The organism is Methyloversatilis sp. NSM2 (assembly GCF_038066675.1).
GTDB lineage: Bacteria > Pseudomonadota > Gammaproteobacteria > Burkholderiales > Rhodocyclaceae > Methyloversatilis > Methyloversatilis discipulorum_A.
Map to the genome: position 1 here is coordinate 998,090 of NZ_JBBUKV010000001.1, position 16,359 is coordinate 1,014,448.

Below are 16,359 nucleotides of genomic sequence, written 5' to 3' on the forward strand. Positions count from 1 at the left end.
CGGCGACGCCGGCCGCAACGGGCATTACTTGATGAAGCAGCGCTTCTTCGACTCGGACACGATGCCCATGTATTTCTTGACCGCATCCTTGGTCTGGTCGGTGCCGCGGAACATGCCGCCGCGCTCACCGCTCATGCCCGACGAGCGGCTGAAGCTCGACAGTTCGACGTATTCGTCGTAGTTCAGCTTTTCGGCGATCTCGTCGATAAGGCACGAACACTTGTAGATGTACTCGTGGTTGTTGCCATAGGTCTGCAGGCATTCGAGCGCGAATTCGACGCGCGACGACGTCGGGTAGTCGTTCGCTGCAGATGCCAGCCCCGGCGCCAGCAGGGCGGCGAGCGTGGCGACAGTGATCTGGAAACGATGGACGTTCAAACCGGTTCTCCTCAATTGTTATCGACGGACTTGTTATCTGCGAACCTCGGTGGCTCGGCCTCGTCGGGTGCAGAAAAGGCTAGCACAGCGCTGAAGACCACCGTCGGTATGCCCAAGTTTCGCGGGATTCTTTCCTTGTTGCGCGGCGCGGTCATCGCGATTTTCTGGTTCCTGCCCGCAGCGGTGCTGCAGGCGCAGACCTTGCCAGCGCAGACCTTGCCAGCGCTGACCGTGCGCACGCTGGCCGACGGCGTGCACGTGCTGCTGGCGCCGTCTTTCGAGGTGACTGCCGAAAACGCCGGCTTCGTCACCAATATCGGCGTGATCGAGGACGCGCGCGGTCTGGTGCTGATCGGCACAGGTACCAGCCACCGCTTCGCGCAGCACCTGAAGACCTTCGTCGAATCGCGTTTCGGCAAACCGGTGATCGCTGCGGTCAATCTGTACGGCGGCGGCGACCACGTGCTGGGCAACGGTTTTTTTGTGTCACGGGGTGTGCCGGTTGCGGCGCAGATTGAAACAGACCGCTTCATCCGGGCCAGTTGCCACACCTGTGTCGAGCGCCTGACCGCGGCACTGGGCGAAAATATGATGTCGAGTACCGAACCGACACCGGCGACGGTAGTGTTTGAGGGCACGGGCCATCTGCCCGGCGTTTCGCGCAGGCTGAAGCTGCTTCATTTCGGCCACACCTTCCAGCCCGGTGCGACGGCGCTGCTCGACGAGGCGACGGGAACGCTTTTTGCCGGCGAGCTGGGCGCCGCACGCTATCTGCCCGATCTGTACAACGCGCAGGAGCGCGGCTGGCGCGACGCGCTGGCGCAGCTGGGCCGGATGGACGTGAAGCAGGTGGTGCCGGCGCACGGCGCACCGGGTGGCCGCGAGGTGCTGGATGCGCCACGTCGCTACCTCGATACGCTGATCGCGCAGGTCGATACGCTGTTCGAGCAGGGCGTGTCGCTGCTTGAATCGCTGGAGAAGGTCGAGGCCGTCGGCTTCAATGACTGGTACGGGTACTCGGTGTGGCACCGGCGGAACGTGCATTTCGCCTACCTGCACCGGGAGCAGGGCGAGTTCGGCGCACTGACGGACAAGGGCGCAGGACCGGAAGAAGGACAGCACTGAACAATGCGAGGGCGTCGGTACAGGCGCCCCGAAAACTACATCGCGGACAAAAGCGAAGAAGTCACGCACAACGAACTGACTGAAGAGGATCACCGTAAATGTCGGAACCGTTTTCCATCCCGCTGGAACAGATGCGCCGCATGGTCAAGCCGACGCCCAAGGGGCGCGCGCTTGATCAGCAGGCGGTGGACGAGGTCCGTGCGCTGCTCGGCAGGATGCCGCGCCGCCGCGACCTGCTGATCGAGTGCCTGCACCTGCTGCAGGACAATATCGGTGCCGTCCACGCCCGCCATCTGGCTGCCCTGGCGGCGGAGCTGAAGATGTCGCAGGCCGAGGTGTACGAGGTCGCGACCTTTTATCATCACTTCGACGTGGTCCGCGAAGGCGAAGCCGCGCCGCCGGAACTGACGGTGCGCGTCTGCGAAACGCTGTCCTGCGCGATGGCCGGTGCCGACGAACTGCTGCACAAGCTGCCGGGCATCCTCGGCACCAAGGTGCGCGTCATTCCGGCGCCCTGTGTCGGTCGCTGCGAACAGGCACCGGTGGTCGTGGTCGGCCAGAACGCGCTCGGTGGCGCCACCGAGGCGGCGGTCAAGGCGGCGGTGAAGTCGAAGGAAACGACCGCGCCGGCACCGAAGTACATCGGCTACAAGGCCTATCTGAAGGCGGGCGGCTACCAGCTGTTCCGTGATCTGGTGGAAGGCCGTCGCGATCCGGAAACCGTGATCACCGCGATGGAGCACTCCGGCCTGCGCGGTCTCGGCGGCGCCGGTTTCCCGGCGGGCCGCAAGTGGCGCATCGTGCGCAGCGAAGCCGCGCCGCGCCTGATGGCCGTGAATATCGATGAAGGCGAGCCCGGCACCTTCAAGGACCGCTGGTACCTCGAACGCGACCCGCACCGCTTCCTCGAAGGCATGCTGATCGCCGCCTACTGCGTCGGCATCGGCGAGGTCTACATCTATCTGCGCGACGAGTACGCCCACGTGCGCGAACTGCTGCAGAAGGAACTGAAGAAGCTGCTGGCCGATCCGCCCTGTGCGCTGCCGCCCATCCACCTGCGCCGCGGCGCGGGCGCCTACATCTGCGGCGAAGAGTCGGCGATGATCGAGTCGATCGAAGGCAAGCGCGGCATGCCGCGCCTGCGCCCGCCTTACGTCGCCCAGGTCGGCCTCTTCAACTACCCGACGCTGGAACACAATATGGAAACCGTGTTCTGGGTGCGCGACATCGTCGAGAAGGGCCCGGAATGGTTCTCCAGCCAGGGTCGTAACGGCCGCAAGGGCCTGCGCTCGTTCTCGGTGTCCGGCCGGGTGAAGAAGCCGGGCGTGCATCTGGCGCCGGCCGGCATCTCGGTCAAGGAGCTGATCGCCGAGTACTGCGGCGGCATGCTCGACGGCCACACCTTCTACGGCTACCTGCCGGGTGGCGCTTCGGGCGGCATCCTGCCGGCCTCGATGGGCGACATTCCGCTCGACTTCGACACGCTGCAGCCGCACGGCTGCTTCATCGGCTCGGCCGCGGTGATCATCCTGTCCGACAAGGACACGGCGACCGACGCCGCGCGCAGCATGATGCACTTCTTCGAGCACGAGTCCTGCGGCCAGTGCACGCCCTGCCGCGTCGGCACCTCGAAGATGAACACGCTGATCGACAAGCCGGTGTGGGACACCGCGCTGGTCGAGGAACTGTCGCAGACCATGGTCGATGCGTCGATCTGCGGTCTCGGGCAGGCGGCACCGAACCCGGTGCGCTGCGTGATCAAGTATTTCCCTGACGAAATCAAGTGAAGGGACGGCAACCCATATGAACGCACCTCTTGATCCCGCGGTCGCCGCGGAAAGTATTGAATTCACGCTCGACGGGCAGACGATGAAGGCCCGTGTGGGCGAAACCATCATCCAGGCGGCTGCCCGCCAGGGCGTGGACATCCCGCACCTCTGCTACAAGGATGGCTACCGTCCGGACGGCAACTGCCGCGCCTGTGTCGTCGAGATCGAAGGCGAGCGCGTGCTCGCCCCCAGTTGCTGCCGCGCGCCGACGCCCGGCATGAAGGTGAAGGCCGAATCCGAGCGCGCCGTGAAGGCGCAGAAGATGGTGGTCGAGCTGCTGCTGTCCGACATGCCGGACAAGACCTACAAGCCTGATTCCGAACTGGCCTATTGGGCCGGCAAGCTCGGCGTGACCGACTCGCGCTTCGAAGCGCGCGAGCAGCCGCCGTGCGACGAATCGCACCCGGCGATGAGCGTGAACCTCGACGCCTGCATCCAGTGCAACCGCTGCGTGCGTGCCTGCCGCGAAGAGCAGGGCAACGACGTGATCGGCTACGCCTTCCGTGGTTCCGCGTCGAAGATCGTGTTCGACCAGGACGACCCGATGGGCGCCTCGACCTGCGTGGCCTGCGGCGAATGCGTGCAGGCCTGCCCGACTGGTGCGCTGATGCCGGCCGGCGGTGTCGGCATGGTGACGCCGGACAAGAAGGTCGATTCGGTCTGCCCGTACTGCGGCATCGGCTGCCAGCTGACCTACCACGTCAAGGACGACAAGATCCTGATGGTGACCGGCCGTGACGGCCCGGCCAACGAGGAACGCCTGTGCGTGAAGGGCCGTTTCGGCTTCGACTACGCCCGCCACCCGCAGCGCCTGACCAAGCCGCTGATCCGTCGCGCTGACGCGCCCAAGCACAAGGACTTCGTGGTCGACCCGGCCAACCCGCTGACCGCCTTCCGCGAAGCCACGTGGGAAGAGGCGCTGGCGCTGGCCTCGGGCAAGCTGCGCGAAATCCGCGACAGCAAGGGTCCGAACGCGCTGGCCGGCTTCGGCTCGGCCAAGGGCTCGAACGAAGAGGCCTATCTGTTCCAGAAGCTGGTGCGTACCGGCTTCGGCACCAACAACGTCGACCACTGCACCCGCCTGTGTCACGCCTCGTCGGTTGCCGCGCTGCTTGAAGCGGTCGGTTCCGGCGCCGTGTCCAACCCTGTGCGTGACGTGCTGCATTCGGAAGTGATCTTCCTGATCGGTTCGAACCCGCTGGTGAACCACCCGGTGGGCGCCACCTGGATGAAGAACGCCGTGAAGAACGGCGCCAAGCTCATCGTGTGCGACCCGCGTCGCAACGATCTGCAGCGCTACGCCACCCACTTCCTGCAGTTCAAGCCGGACACCGACGTGGCCATGCTGAACGCGATGATGCACACCATCATCGAGGAAGGCCTGGTCGATGAGGCTTTCGTCAAGGACCGCACCTCGGGCTTCGAGGAACTGAAGAAGAACGTCGCCGACTTCTCGCCCGAGAAGATGGCGAAGATCTGCGGCATTCCGGCGGAAACGCTGCGCGAGGTCGCGCGCATGTTCGCCACCTCCAAGGCTTCGATGATCCTCTGGGGCATGGGCGTGTCGCAGCACGTGCATGGCACCGACAACGCGCGCTGCCTGATTTCGCTGGTCATGATGACCGGCCAGATCGGTCGCCGCGGTACCGGCCTGCATCCGCTGCGCGGCCAGAACAACGTGCAGGGTGCGTCCGACGCCGGCCTGATCCCGATGGTGTTCCCGGACTACCAGGCGGTCGGCAATCAGACCATCCGCCAGAAGTTCGAGGAACTGTGGGGCACCACGCTCGACCCGAACCCGGGCCTGACCGTGGTCGAGATCATGGACGCCATCCACGCCGGCAAGCTGCACGGCTGCTACATCATGGGCGAGAACCCGGCGATGTCCGACCCGGACGTCGACCACGCCCGCGATGCGCTGGCCAAGCTCGACTGGCTGGTCGTGCAGGACATCTTCCTGACCGAAACCGCCTACTTTGCCGATGTCGTGCTGCCGGCCTCGGCCTTCCCCGAGAAGACCGCGACCTTCACCAATACGGACCGTCAGGTGCAGCTGGGCCGTGCCGCCATCAACCCGCCGGGCGACGCCCGTCAGGATCTGTGGATCATCCAGGAAATGGCGCGCGGTCTCGGTCTGGACTGGAACTATGAAGGCTCGAAGGACGTGTTCAACGAGATGCGCAAGGCGATGCACTCGATCGCCGGCATCACCTGGGAACGTCTGGAAGCCGAGCACTCGGTCACTTACCCGTGCGAGAACGTGGGCGATCCGGGTGACGAAGTCGTGTTCATCGACAAGTTCCCGACGCCCAACGGCCGCGCCAAGCTGGTACCGGCCAAGCTCATCACGGCCAACGAGAAGCCGGACGCCGAGTACCCGATGGTGCTCATCACCGGCCGTCAGCTGGAGCACTGGCACACGGGTTCGATGACGCGCCGCGCTTCGGTGCTCGACAGCATCGAGCCGATCGCCACCGTCACCGTGCATCCGGAGGACGTCGCGAAGCTGAAGGTGAAGGCGGGCGATGTGGTCACCGTCGAATCGCGCCGCGGCAAGATCGCACTGTACGTGCGCATCGACCCGCACGTGCCGGTCGGTTCAGTGTTCATTCCGTTCGCGTACTACGAAGCGGCGGCGAACATGCTCACCAATCCGGCACTCGACCCCTTCGGCAAGATTCCGGAGTTCAAGTACTGCGCCGTGCGTCTGAAGAAGGGCGGCACGCCGACCCAGCTGTCGACCTACGGCGGCGGCCAGGCGAAGCCGGTGACGGCGTAAGCGCAAGCTGCAGCAGTGAAGACCGGGGCCTTGAGCCCCGGTTTTTTTTGGTCGTGCGTCGGTGAGCGCTCCTGTAGATACTGTTATCCGAGTCAAGCACCGTGAGCGGTTGGGTCAAAAGGTTTGCCGGATCGGAGAACGCCAAAGGCGACGTGGATGAGCTTGCGCATCATTGCGCCGATGATGAGTTTGGGCGGCTTGCCAGCAGAGGACAGACGCTGTCGGAAGAGCTTCCCCCAGGCGGTGCGATAGAGCGCGACCATGGCCGGCATGTAGAGTGACTTGCGCAGGAAAGAGTGGCCGACCTTGGACATGCGTGGTTTGGCGCAGACGCTGCTGCCGGATTGGTGCTGCCGAGGGTCAAGGCCAGCGAATGCAGTGGCCTGACGAGCGTTGTCGAAGCGGGATACCCGTGCGTAGAAGGCCAGCAGAATGGCGATGGTGCGTTCGCCCAGGCCCGGGATGCTGTCGAGCAGACGACGCTTGTCGTCCAGATCGTCATCCTGGTCGAGCAGATCCCGGATCGCGCGGGCGAGCCGCTCAATCTCGGCGTCCAGCCATTCGATGTGCTGAGTGATCCCCTGCTGTACCGCGCTTTGCGCAACGAGCAGACGATTCGATTCCTGGGTGCGCATGCTTTGCACGCTGTCCAGACGCAGCACGAGCGCGCGCAAAGTGCGTTCGGCCTCGGACGGCGGCTGCCAGGGCTCGGGTGAGCGTTCATGGCAGAACAGAGCGATGAGTGCGGCATCGACCTTGTCGGTCTTGGTGCGCACCATGCGCGAGGCGGCAAAGGCCTTGATCTGCGCCGGGTTGATGACACTGACGGTGACGTGGGGCAGAGCGGCGAGGAACTCAGCCACTGGCTCCCAATAGACGCCTGTGGCTTCCATGCATACGTGCAGTGTCAAAGCGTGTTGCCGGGACAGGAAAGCCTGCAGTTGGGCGAAGCCGGCTGCGTCGTTGGTGATGACCTTGTGGCGAATCTTGCCCTCGGGTGAGCGCAGCGCACAGTCGAGCTTGGCCTTGGCTACGTCGATACCCAGATGAAACAACTCCATGCAAAACCTCGTGAGATCAACCTTGTGAATGCGGGCTGCCGGCAAAGCCGGGCCAAAGATACTGTTCGATCGGAACGTGAGGGTGAGCAGGTGCTGCAAAATCTACAGAACGGGCGATAAGCCCAAGGAGCGACGCGGCATCCACCTGCTCGTCCCGAGGTGCCCCTCGGGAGGTAAAGACAATACAAGGAGGGGTCTTCTGACCCCGACAGCGGCCGGGATCGAAGGCTGTGCGGCCGGCATCGGCCCTGTCGCGGCCAAGGCCGCTCCCACGGAAGCTGCGCTCGACCCACGGCCGGAGCTTGGCTGGGGTTCTGTGGGAGGAGTCTTCTGACCCCGACAGCGGCCGGGATCGAAGGCTGTGCGGTCAGCATCGGCCCTGTCGCGGCCAAGGCCGCTCCCACAGAAGCTGCGCCCGATTCGCGGCTGGAGCTTGGCTGGGGTTCTGTGGGAGGAGTCTTCTGACCCCGACAGCGGCCGGGATCGAAGGTTGTGCGGCCGGCATCGGCCCTGTCGCGGCCAAGGCCGCTCCCACAGGGTCTGCGCCCGATTCGCGGCCGGAGCTTGGCTGGGGTTCTGTGGGAGGGGTCTTCTGACCCCGACCGCGGCGCTGGCCTCCTCGCCTTCCTTGACCTGCCCTCCGCATTTCGCATACCCTGCGCTCGCCTCAGGTGCCCCGCGCAGCGTCCGCTGCAAGGAGTGAAACGGGAAGTCCGGTGCGCAGCCGCATTCGCGGTCTGCTATTCCGGCGCTGCCCCCGCAACGGTAAGCGAGTCGTAGCGATCCATTCAGCCACTGTGCCCTCGGCACGGGAAGGCGGATCGCACATATCCCCTCGTGAGCCCGGAGACCGGCCTGGCGCAACGGGTCTTTCGACCCGACGACCGATGGCTGCGGTGGGCGGCCGGGGGCGCATGCGTTCGCTCGGCCGTGTTGCGGCCGTCCTATCCGTTCCTGTGCGTTTCTCGCGCGGCTTGCCGTGCGCCATCGGATTTTCTGCACTTCGCCGGCGGGTGATGCCGGCACTGCACGGAGGTCTGCATGCGCACCACACTTTCCACCCTCATCGCCCTGTCCGGCTTCGCGCTGGCGGGGTCCGCACACGCCGGGCCGTTCGCGCCGGCGGCCGGCAGCGCCGGCTCCACCGCCATCCACAAGGACAGCGCTGCCTTCGTCCAGTGGGCCACGGGCTACTCGGACTACCAGCCCGGCCCGAACGTCGACGCCGCCTGGAAGAATCCTGCCGAAGGCCTGGGCAAGGCCGAAGGCACCTCGACCGACGTCGTCGTGCTGGGCGACGGCGGCCGCATCACGCTCACTTTCGACGGCTACATCACGAATGGCGCCGGCGCCGATTTCGCGGTGTTCGAGAACAGCTTCAGCAACACCTTCCTCGAACTGGCCTTCGTCGAGGTGTCGTCCAACGGCACCGATTTCTTCCGTTTCCCGAACTACTCCTTCACGCCCAGCCCGGTGTCCGGTTTCGGCACCATCGATCCGACCAATATCGATGGCCTGGCCGGCAAGTACCGCGCCGGCTATGGCACGCCCTTCGATCTCGACCTGCTGAGCGGCATCGCCGGCCTGGACGTGAACAAGGTGCAGTACCTGCGCCTGATCGACGTCGTCGGCAATGGCTCGACCTTCGACAGCTACCCGGCAGCCTACGGCGGCCCGCACCCGATCTACGACCCGTACCCGACCAGCGGTAGCAGTGGTTTCGACCTCGACGCGGTGGGCGTCATCCACTACGCAGTCTTCGACGCGCAGACGCCGCCGGTGCCCGAGCCTTCGCAGTGGGCGATGTATGCCGCCGCGCTCGGCCTGCTGTCCGTCATCGTCCGTCGCAACCGCGCCTGAACGGCGCCGCACCAGGAACACCACACATGAATATCCGCACGCTTGCACTCTCGCTCTGCGCACTCGCCCTGAGCCAACCGGCCGCCGCGGTCAGCGTATCGACCTTCGACGACCTGACGCTGGCCCCCGACAGCGTCTTCTTCCCGAGGACCAGCACCACCTTCACCAGTGGCGCCGCCACCTTCAACCACAGCTTCAACGACTGGGGTGGCGACTGCTGCCATACCGACTGGGTCTATTCCAACCAGACCGACACCACCACCGAGGGCTATCTGAACCAGCACAGCGCCATCGCCGGCGGCGGTGCCGAAGGCTCGGCCAACTACGCGGTGGCCAATATCGGTGCGCCGGTGGCGAGCTTCGCCGCACCGGTCAGCGTGCTCGGAGCCTGGTTCACCAACAGCACCTACGCCGCGCTGTCGATGCTGAATGGCGACGGCTTCGCCAAGCAGTTCGGCGGGGCGGCCGGCAGCGATGCTGACTGGTTCATGCTCACCATCACCGGCCTCGACAGCTTCGGCCAGAGCACCGGCAGCGTGGACTTCATGCTCGCCGACTACCGCTTCGCCGACAGCGCCGACGACTACATCGTCACCGACTGGCGATGGGTCGACCTGAGCGCGCTGGGCACCGTGAGCAGCCTGCAGTTCGCGCTCACATCCAGCGACAACGGCGCCTTCGGCATGAACACGCCGGCCTATTTCGCGATGGACAACCTCGCGGTCGCTGCCGTGCCGGAACCCGAACAGGCGGCGCTGCTGCTGGCCGGTCTGGCGCTGGTCGGCGCCGTCGCCCGTCGTCGGATGGCCTGAAGCACGGCCTGAGTCACGTCCTAAGGCATGCCCGGCTCCGCCCGAGTGGCGGGGCCGGCGCGAAGAGGCGATATCCATGAACATCTCTTTCTGGCGTGCGCTGGCGAGCGTGCTGTGCCTGCTCGCCTTGCGGGCCTACGCGGACGAGGCATTCCGGCTCGACGAAATCGTCATCAGCGCGCCGTCGGCCGATGACACGCTGCGCGCGGTGCCGCACGGCGTGTCGGTCATCACCGCCGACGACATCGAGCGCGCCGGTGCGCAGGGCATGGGCGAACTGCTCAGCCGTGAAGCCGGCCTCAACCTGCAGAGCTATTTCGGCCGCGACAAGGGCGCCACTGTCGACATGCGCGGCCTGGGCGCGACCGCGGTGAGCAATGTGCTGGTGCTGGTCGACGGCGTGCGCCTGAATGCCGACGATCTCTCGGGCGCGGACCTGTCTTCGGTTTCGCTGTCGCAGGTCGAGCGCATCGAAGTGCTGCGCGGCGCCGGGGCGGTGCGCCATGGCGACGGTGCGGTCGGCGGCATCGTGCACATCCAGACCCGGCGCCCGCGGCCCGGGCCGCTCACCGGTCAGCTCGATCTGCGCGCCGGCGCCTGGGGCACCCGCGAAGCGCGGCTGCGCGCAGCCGGCGGCACCGGGCCGCTGGCAGCCAGTGTCACATTGAGCCGGCAGGACAGCGACGGCTACCGTGACAACGATCGCTACGCCGCGCGCGACAGCGCGGTCGAGCTGAGTCTGCTGCCTGAGGGCGCGTGGTCCTTCATCGACCTCAGCCTGCGTGCCGCGCGCCATATCGATGAGTACGGCCTGCCGGGGCCGGTCAGCGCAGAAGCCTTCCGCGGCAGCAGTGTGCGAAGACGGGGCAGCAGCGCCTCACCGCTCGATGGCGGCAGCACCGACGACCGCACGCTGGGCGCCCGGCTGCGTGCGGATTTCGGCGATGCCGGGCTGTTCACCGTGCAGTTCGATCACCGCGACCGCGAAAACCCGTATTTCATCGGCGTGCAGGCCGGTACGGCGCTGGCTGACCAGCGTAACGTGATCGACTCCACCCGGCGCGACCTGCGCGTGACGCATGAGCTGGGCGTCGACGCCTTCGGGCAGCGGCACGACCTGGCATTCGGCTACGTCAGCCAGTCGTCCGACTACCTGCGCCGCGAGAACGGTGATTTCGTGGTCGGCAACTCGACCCGGCGCAGCGGCGAACTGAACGGCCACGCGGGCTGGGCCGAAGGTGTGTTCAGGCTGGGGCAGGGCGTCAGCGTCAACGCAGGCCTGCGCCACGACCGCGCCGAGAGCCGCACCGCGGGCAGCCGCTACACGCGCGAGTGCCAGTACATCTTCATTCCGTTTCCGGTCGAAGTGCCCGGCAGCTGCGTGAACGCATTCCGCGCCACCGACGCCACCGCATCGGACTGGCGCAACCGGGCGAGCGAATTGGGCGCAAGCTGGCAGCTGTCGCCGGCACTGACCGTGTTCGCCGCGGACAGCCGTCACTTCCGCAACCCGAACGTCGACGAACTCGCACTCGCGGCGGCCGACCTGCGCCCGCAAAGCGGCCGCACGCGCGAGGCAGGCCTGCGTGCGCGTGGGGAGACGGTCGAGTTCGGCGCCACGGTCTATCGCATGCGAATCGAGGACGAAATCTACTTCGACAGCGCCAGCGGCCTCAGCGTGAATCGCAACTACGATCTGCCGACCGTGCGCACCGGCGTCGAGATCGAGCTGCGCTGGCGCATCCGGCCCGGTGTGCTGTTTGCCGCCAACGCCGGCTACGTGCAGCCGCGCTTCGAAGGCAGCGACGCCGACGTGCCGCTGGTGCCCCGCCGCACCGCCAACGCCCGCGTCGAATGGACGCCGACCGAAGCGCAGCGCCTCACCCTGAGCGCCCGCCATGCCGGCCGCCGCTTCGACGGCAACGACCTCGACAACCGCAGCTCCGCGCCGCTGCCGTCCTACACCGTGTTCGACCTCGCATTCAGCATCCGGGCAGGCGCCGCGACCTGGTCGGCCGGCATCAACAACCTGTTCGACAAGGTGTATTCGACGCTCGCCTACAGCAACACCTACTACCCCATGCCCGAGCGAGCGGCCTGGGTGGCGGTGAGCTGGAAGATGTAGGGCCGCCTCCATTTCAACCGCTGCGGTCGGCTGCAATGGCTGCCTCTCAAAGGGAGTGGGCCCGATCCGCGGCCGGCGCCGGGACAGGGGTTTTGTGGGAGGGGTCTTCTGACCCCGACAGCGGCCTGTGCCGAGAACTGCAGATTGCATCGGCCCTGTCGCGGCCAAGGCCGCTCCCACAGGGTATGCGCCCGATCTGCCGGCGGAGCGTGGGCTGGGCTTCTGTGGGAGGGGTCTTCTGACCCCGACAGCGGCCTGCATCGAAGCCCCCGGGCAGCAGAGGCCGCGTGGCGGTCGGAAGACCGCTCCCGCAAGAACACCGTCACCCGCGTCTCATCGCTGAAACATCCGCTCGCTACCCTCGACTGTCCACCAACACACCAACAATCAGGGGGTCTTCATGAAACTTACGTCACTGGCAGCGGCTTTGCTGCTCGCGGTCGCGGCTGCTCCGGCATCCGCCGTGTCCTTCGTCAATGGCATCGCCATTCCGGGCTCCACCGGTGATCTGTTCGGCAGCAGCGTGAACGACGGCCGGCTCGGCATGTTCTCCGACATCTACTACGACCCCAACCGCAACGAATGGTGGGGTCTGTCGGACCGTGGCCCGGGCGGCGGCACGCTGCCCTACGACGTGCGCGTCCAGCGCTTCACGCTCGACGTCAATCGCAGCACCGGTGCGATCTCGAATTTCCAGGTGGTCGATACGATCAAGTTCCGTAATGGCGCCGGCACTGTGCTCGGCGGCCAGTTCCCGAGCACGCTCGGTGGTTCTGCCAGCAATCTGGGCACCGCCTTCGACCCGGAAGGCATCGTGATCAACCCGCTGAACGGCCACCTGCTGGTGTCTGACGAATACGGCCCGTCGCTGTATGAATTCGACCGCAGCGGCACTTTGATCCGCGCCTTCAATACTCCGCAGGCGCTGCGCCCGGCACTGACGGCCGGCGGCTACAACTACGACGGTGACGGCAATATCGGTCGCCGCACCAACCGTGGCTTCGAAGGCCTGGCGATTTCGCCGGACGGCCAATACACCTTCGCCATGCTGCAGAGCGCGATGGTGGACGAGGGCGGCGCCAACGGCGTGTACAACCGCATCGTCAAGTTCGACAACGCCAGCGGCGAAGCCGTCGCCCAGTACGCCTACCGGATGGAAACCGCCGCCCAGGGTCGCGGCATCTCCGCGCTGGTGGCGATCAACGAACACGAGTTCATGGTGCTGGAGCGCAACAACCGCGGCCTCGGCGCCGACGCCACCTTCGCCGGCACTGCCGGCAACAAGAACGTCTACCTGATCGACCTCGCCGGCGCGACCGACGTGACCGGCATAGACCTCGACGCACCCGGCGCCAGCTTCACCGCCGTCAGCAAGAACCCGACGTCCTTCATCGACCTCGCTGCCGACAATCTGCCCGCAACCGGCGGCGTGTCACCCGAGAAGTGGGAAGGCCTGGCCATCGGCCCGCAGCTCGACGACGGCTCGTGGCTCATCGTCGCCGGTAACGACAATGACTATTCGGTCACCCAGAACGGCAGCGCGGTGCAGTTCGACGTGCTGTTCAACCCGCTCACGCAACAGCGCATCCAGTGCCCGCTGGGCTCGACCGAAGGTTGCACGCTGCACGCCAGCAGCACGCCCTACAGCGGCAGCACCGAAGGTTTCGAACTGATCCCCGGCGTGCTGCACGCCTACCGCGCCAGCCCGGCCGAACTCGCCGGCTACACCGCCCCGGTGCCCGAGCCCACCACCTGGGCCATGCTGGGCGCCGGACTGGCGTTGATCGGCGCTGTTGCACGCCGCCGGGTCGGGTGACCCTTTCGCGCATCCGCGCAGGCTTCCGGTCGGGCGGATGCGCGAAGCATCTCGTGGGAGCGGTCTTCTGACCGCGACTCGGCCGTCAATCAGACGCCGCCGCCTGTCCAACCGCTGCACTCGCGTCCAGAGGACCGTTCCGGCTCAGGCAACCGCACTCAGCAGAGACCCAGGCCGACTCACCGCAGGACGTTATCCCGGTCCCGGAAGGTCGCACCGTATGAATATATATATTGCTGACCCGTGACTCCTCGCCGGGACAGCGCAAGCAAGCATCAGTCACTTCCCTGCAACCGTGACGTAGTACTCTGACGTCTGGTTGCACTGCAGCATGCGTTCAGGCTATTTTCGAGGCTGTCACATTTTGTGAGAAGGTCGTCGCGACGCCACGCGGGCTGTCGGTCACAATCGCAGTCCACCCTCGAAGACACCCAGGTTCAGGTTCCATGAAGAAATCCCTCGTACCGGCTTTTCTCGCCGCTGCACTGATGGTGGTCGCCGCCGGCGTCGCGTATGCGCTTACCCCCCGCACTTATATGGCGGAGCAGGGCAGTTCTGTGGATTACGAACAGATCATCCCGAAAAATTTCGGTGAGTGGGTGGAAGCCCCAGCATTCGCCAACCAGGTCATCAATCCTCAGCAGCAGGCGCAGCTTGAGCAGCTTTACTCGCAGATCGTCGCGCGCACCTTTATCCACCAGCCGAGTGGCCGCCGAATCATGCTCTCCATCGCCTACGGACGGGACCAGTCGCGCGAGAACCAGGTGCACAAGCCTGAGGTTTGCTACCCGGCGCAGGGCTTTCAGATCAAGAAGATCTACAAGGATGAGGTGAGCGGAGCCTCGAGCCACATTCCGGTCATGCGCTTGCATACCTTCCACGGGCAGCGTCAGGAGCCGGTGAGCTACTGGATCAGGGTGGGCGACAAGCTTGTTCGCGGCGCGATCGAACAGAACGTCGCGCGTGTGAGTTTCGGGCTTGAGGGGGTGATTCCTGATGGATTGCTGTTTCGGGTGTCTGAGGTCAATCCAGATGTTGAGCTCTCGTTCAAACTGCAAGATCGCTTCGTTACAGACCTTCTCAACGCGCTGCCGCCTGCGAGTCGTGAGGCGCTTATTGGACGCGAAGCTTGACCACGGTCTTCGACTCTGACGGAGCACGAAGCAAGCCTGGGGGCATCGGCGAACGAGCGATTGCCCTCAGCGCATCACGCGAGCCGTATGTCGCGATCCAAAGTGGTCGTCACCAGCCTGGTTTCCTCGAGAAGGTAAGTCGGAGGTGATTCGGGGGCTATCGCAGATTGCGCTGGCGACGGCGATACGGCTCGCTTCGTCGATCTGCGTCTTTCTTTACGCTGCAACCGTGTGGCGCCCCGAGGAATTCGGTGCCTTCATGTTTGCCTTTTCCGTCTCGGCCATGCTGGTGCTTTGCTGCGAGTTCGGGTTCTCTCAACAAGTGCTGCGAGACGTGGGAAGAGTTCCGAGTGAAATCGGGGCGGTAATGACCCGCTTTCTGGCCTCTAAGATCTGGCTATCGGTGGCCGTACTTGTTGCTGGATGCACCTACGCTTTGCTAAGTAACGCCCTGTCCAGAGATCTGAGCCTGCAGTTTCTGTCGTTGCTTGCAGCCGCTGTACTTCTCTCATTTTCCGATCTTGTTTTCAATGCATTGCGTTCGCTGGGGCGCTATGGGGACGAACTGCGTGTTTCGACCATCACGAATGGTCTGACAGTTGTCGCTCTCGTCCTGGTCATTGCATCCGGAGGTACACCGCTCGAACTCGCCGTGGCGATACTGATTACGAGGGCGCTTCAGTTCGCGCTTGTAGGGCGTCTCTTCCTCGCAGGATGGGTGAGTTTCAACGGCCTGCGGTCACACGGATCATGGTCAAACACGCGGCAGACACTGCGAAACGGTGCTGCGTATGCGTCGGATGTCTTTGTAGGGGCGGCTTTGCTTAACCTGGACATGATCATCGTTTCCCGAATGCTCGGCTATGTGGAAGCGGGCGTCTATCAGGCCGCCGCGCGCCTCTCGCAGGGGGTGGGGGTCGTATTCTCCGTCCTCGCAAGCTATTTCCTACCCAAGCTGTCTGCGGAATCCGTCTCCACGGGAGACTCTTCGCATGCCTCCAAAACGAGGTTTGCATGGACCACCGTAGCCCTCGGCATGGTTCTGATTCTTGGCTTCCTGGTTGCGTACCTTGCGTATCAACGATCGCCGACGGGGACAACACTGAATATTGCATCCGCCTTACTGCCTGGCTTCGCGGCTTTGGTCATACCCAGACTCTTGTCCGGCTATCTCGGGGTGATATTGACCGCGGACGGGAATCAAAGACTCAGGGCAATCTGCTATGCACTCTCGCTCTGCATGTTTGTTCTGCTTGCTCACTTCCTCGTCGGCAAGTTGGGAACCCCCGGTGTCCTTCTTGCGTATGCGATTTCCTACTCGACGCTCGCGTTCGCGTTCATGGTCCTCCTGTGGCAGCGCTTGCCAAAGCTTCCAGCTATTTGTGTCGCTGTATCGGTCATTGCCAGCAGCTGCATTCTCCTATTCCTAATTTAATTTGTG

Annotated in this window: 11 protein-coding genes and 1 riboswitch; of the genes, 9 read left to right on the forward strand and 2 right to left on the reverse strand. The window is 64.9% G+C overall.

Annotated elements, in window-relative coordinates:
• Positions 1 to 24 precede the first annotated feature (24 nt).
• Complete coding sequence (locus WJU27_RS04485; RefSeq protein ID WP_304001191.1) at positions 25 to 378, reverse strand: hypothetical protein; 354 nt, start codon at positions 376 to 378, stop codon at positions 25 to 27.
• Positions 379 to 486: 108 nt separating this feature from the next.
• Between WJU27_RS04485 and WJU27_RS04490 the strand changes: the two genes are divergently transcribed.
• From WJU27_RS04490 to fdhF, 3 genes are all read left to right on the forward strand, one after another.
• Positions 487 to 1,503, forward strand: a complete 1,017-nt coding sequence (locus WJU27_RS04490; protein ID WP_341421256.1) for an MBL fold metallo-hydrolase — start codon at positions 487 to 489, stop codon at positions 1,501 to 1,503.
• A 98-nt stretch (positions 1,504 to 1,601) separates the two neighbouring features.
• Positions 1,602 to 3,290: an NAD(P)H-dependent oxidoreductase subunit E gene (locus WJU27_RS04495; protein ID WP_341421257.1), complete on the forward strand. Its 1,689-nt coding sequence runs from the start codon at positions 1,602 to 1,604 to the stop codon at positions 3,288 to 3,290.
• 16 nt (positions 3,291 to 3,306) lie between these two features.
• A complete protein-coding gene (gene fdhF / locus WJU27_RS04500; protein ID WP_341421258.1) occupies positions 3,307 to 6,111 on the forward strand; it encodes a formate dehydrogenase subunit alpha in 2,805 nt (934 codons plus the stop codon).
• A 92-nt stretch (positions 6,112 to 6,203) separates the two neighbouring features.
• On the opposite strand, the gene WJU27_RS04505 is transcribed toward fdhF, so the two are convergent.
• On the reverse strand, positions 6,204 to 7,172 hold the full coding sequence (locus WJU27_RS04505) for a transposase (protein WP_341421259.1): 969 nt from the start codon (positions 7,170 to 7,172) through the stop codon (positions 6,204 to 6,206).
• A gap of 652 nt (positions 7,173 to 7,824) precedes the next feature.
• Positions 7,825 to 8,045: riboswitch (cobalamin riboswitch) on the forward strand.
• A 168-nt stretch (positions 8,046 to 8,213) separates the two neighbouring features.
• Between WJU27_RS04505 and WJU27_RS04510 the strand changes: the two genes are divergently transcribed.
• The 6 genes from WJU27_RS04510 to WJU27_RS04535 all read left to right on the forward strand — a co-directional run bounded on the left by WJU27_RS04510 (position 8,214) and on the right by WJU27_RS04535 (position 16,353).
• Positions 8,214 to 9,032 carry a PEP-CTERM sorting domain-containing protein gene (locus WJU27_RS04510; protein ID WP_341421260.1) on the forward strand — a complete coding sequence of 273 codons (819 nt, stop codon included), beginning with the start codon at positions 8,214 to 8,216 and terminating at the stop codon, positions 9,030 to 9,032.
• A gap of 26 nt (positions 9,033 to 9,058) precedes the next feature.
• Positions 9,059 to 9,844: a DUF4465 domain-containing protein gene (locus tag WJU27_RS04515; RefSeq protein WP_341421261.1), complete on the forward strand. Its 786-nt coding sequence runs from the start codon at positions 9,059 to 9,061 to the stop codon at positions 9,842 to 9,844.
• A 76-nt stretch (positions 9,845 to 9,920) separates the two neighbouring features.
• A complete protein-coding gene (locus WJU27_RS04520; protein WP_341421262.1) occupies positions 9,921 to 11,969 on the forward strand; it encodes a TonB-dependent receptor in 2,049 nt (682 codons plus the stop codon).
• A gap of 400 nt (positions 11,970 to 12,369) precedes the next feature.
• Entirely contained in the window at positions 12,370 to 13,785 is a 1,416-nt protein-coding gene (locus WJU27_RS04525) for an esterase-like activity of phytase family protein (protein ID WP_341421263.1), read from the forward strand.
• A 446-nt stretch (positions 13,786 to 14,231) separates the two neighbouring features.
• Positions 14,232 to 14,918: an exosortase-associated protein EpsI, B-type gene (gene epsI, locus WJU27_RS04530; protein ID WP_341421264.1), complete on the forward strand. Its 687-nt coding sequence runs from the start codon at positions 14,232 to 14,234 to the stop codon at positions 14,916 to 14,918.
• Positions 14,919 to 15,063: 145 nt separating this feature from the next.
• A complete protein-coding gene (locus WJU27_RS04535; RefSeq protein WP_341421265.1) occupies positions 15,064 to 16,353 on the forward strand; it encodes a lipopolysaccharide biosynthesis protein in 1,290 nt (429 codons plus the stop codon).
• Positions 16,354 to 16,359 lie beyond the last annotated feature (6 nt).

Excerpts from the sequence above, each read along its gene's own strand:
- WJU27_RS04510 (WP_341421260.1), top strand. The coding sequence starts at position 8,214 with ATGCGCACCACACTTTCCACCCTCATCGCCCTGTCCGGCTTCGCGCTG.
- epsI (WP_341421264.1), top strand. The coding sequence starts at position 14,232 with ATGAAGAAATCCCTCGTACCGGCTTTTCTCGCCGCTGCACTGATGGTG.
- WJU27_RS04515 (WP_341421261.1), top strand. The coding sequence starts at position 9,059 with ATGAATATCCGCACGCTTGCACTCTCGCTCTGCGCACTCGCCCTGAGC.
- WJU27_RS04520 (WP_341421262.1), top strand. The coding sequence starts at position 9,921 with ATGAACATCTCTTTCTGGCGTGCGCTGGCGAGCGTGCTGTGCCTGCTC.
- WJU27_RS04525 (WP_341421263.1), top strand. The coding sequence starts at position 12,370 with ATGAAACTTACGTCACTGGCAGCGGCTTTGCTGCTCGCGGTCGCGGCT.
- fdhF (WP_341421258.1), top strand. The coding sequence starts at position 3,307 with ATGAACGCACCTCTTGATCCCGCGGTCGCCGCGGAAAGTATTGAATTC.
- WJU27_RS04505 (WP_341421259.1), bottom strand. The coding sequence starts at position 7,172 with ATGGAGTTGTTTCATCTGGGTATCGACGTAGCCAAGGCCAAGCTCGAC.
- WJU27_RS04490 (WP_341421256.1), top strand. The coding sequence starts at position 487 with ATGCCCAAGTTTCGCGGGATTCTTTCCTTGTTGCGCGGCGCGGTCATC.
- WJU27_RS04495 (WP_341421257.1), top strand. The coding sequence starts at position 1,602 with ATGTCGGAACCGTTTTCCATCCCGCTGGAACAGATGCGCCGCATGGTC.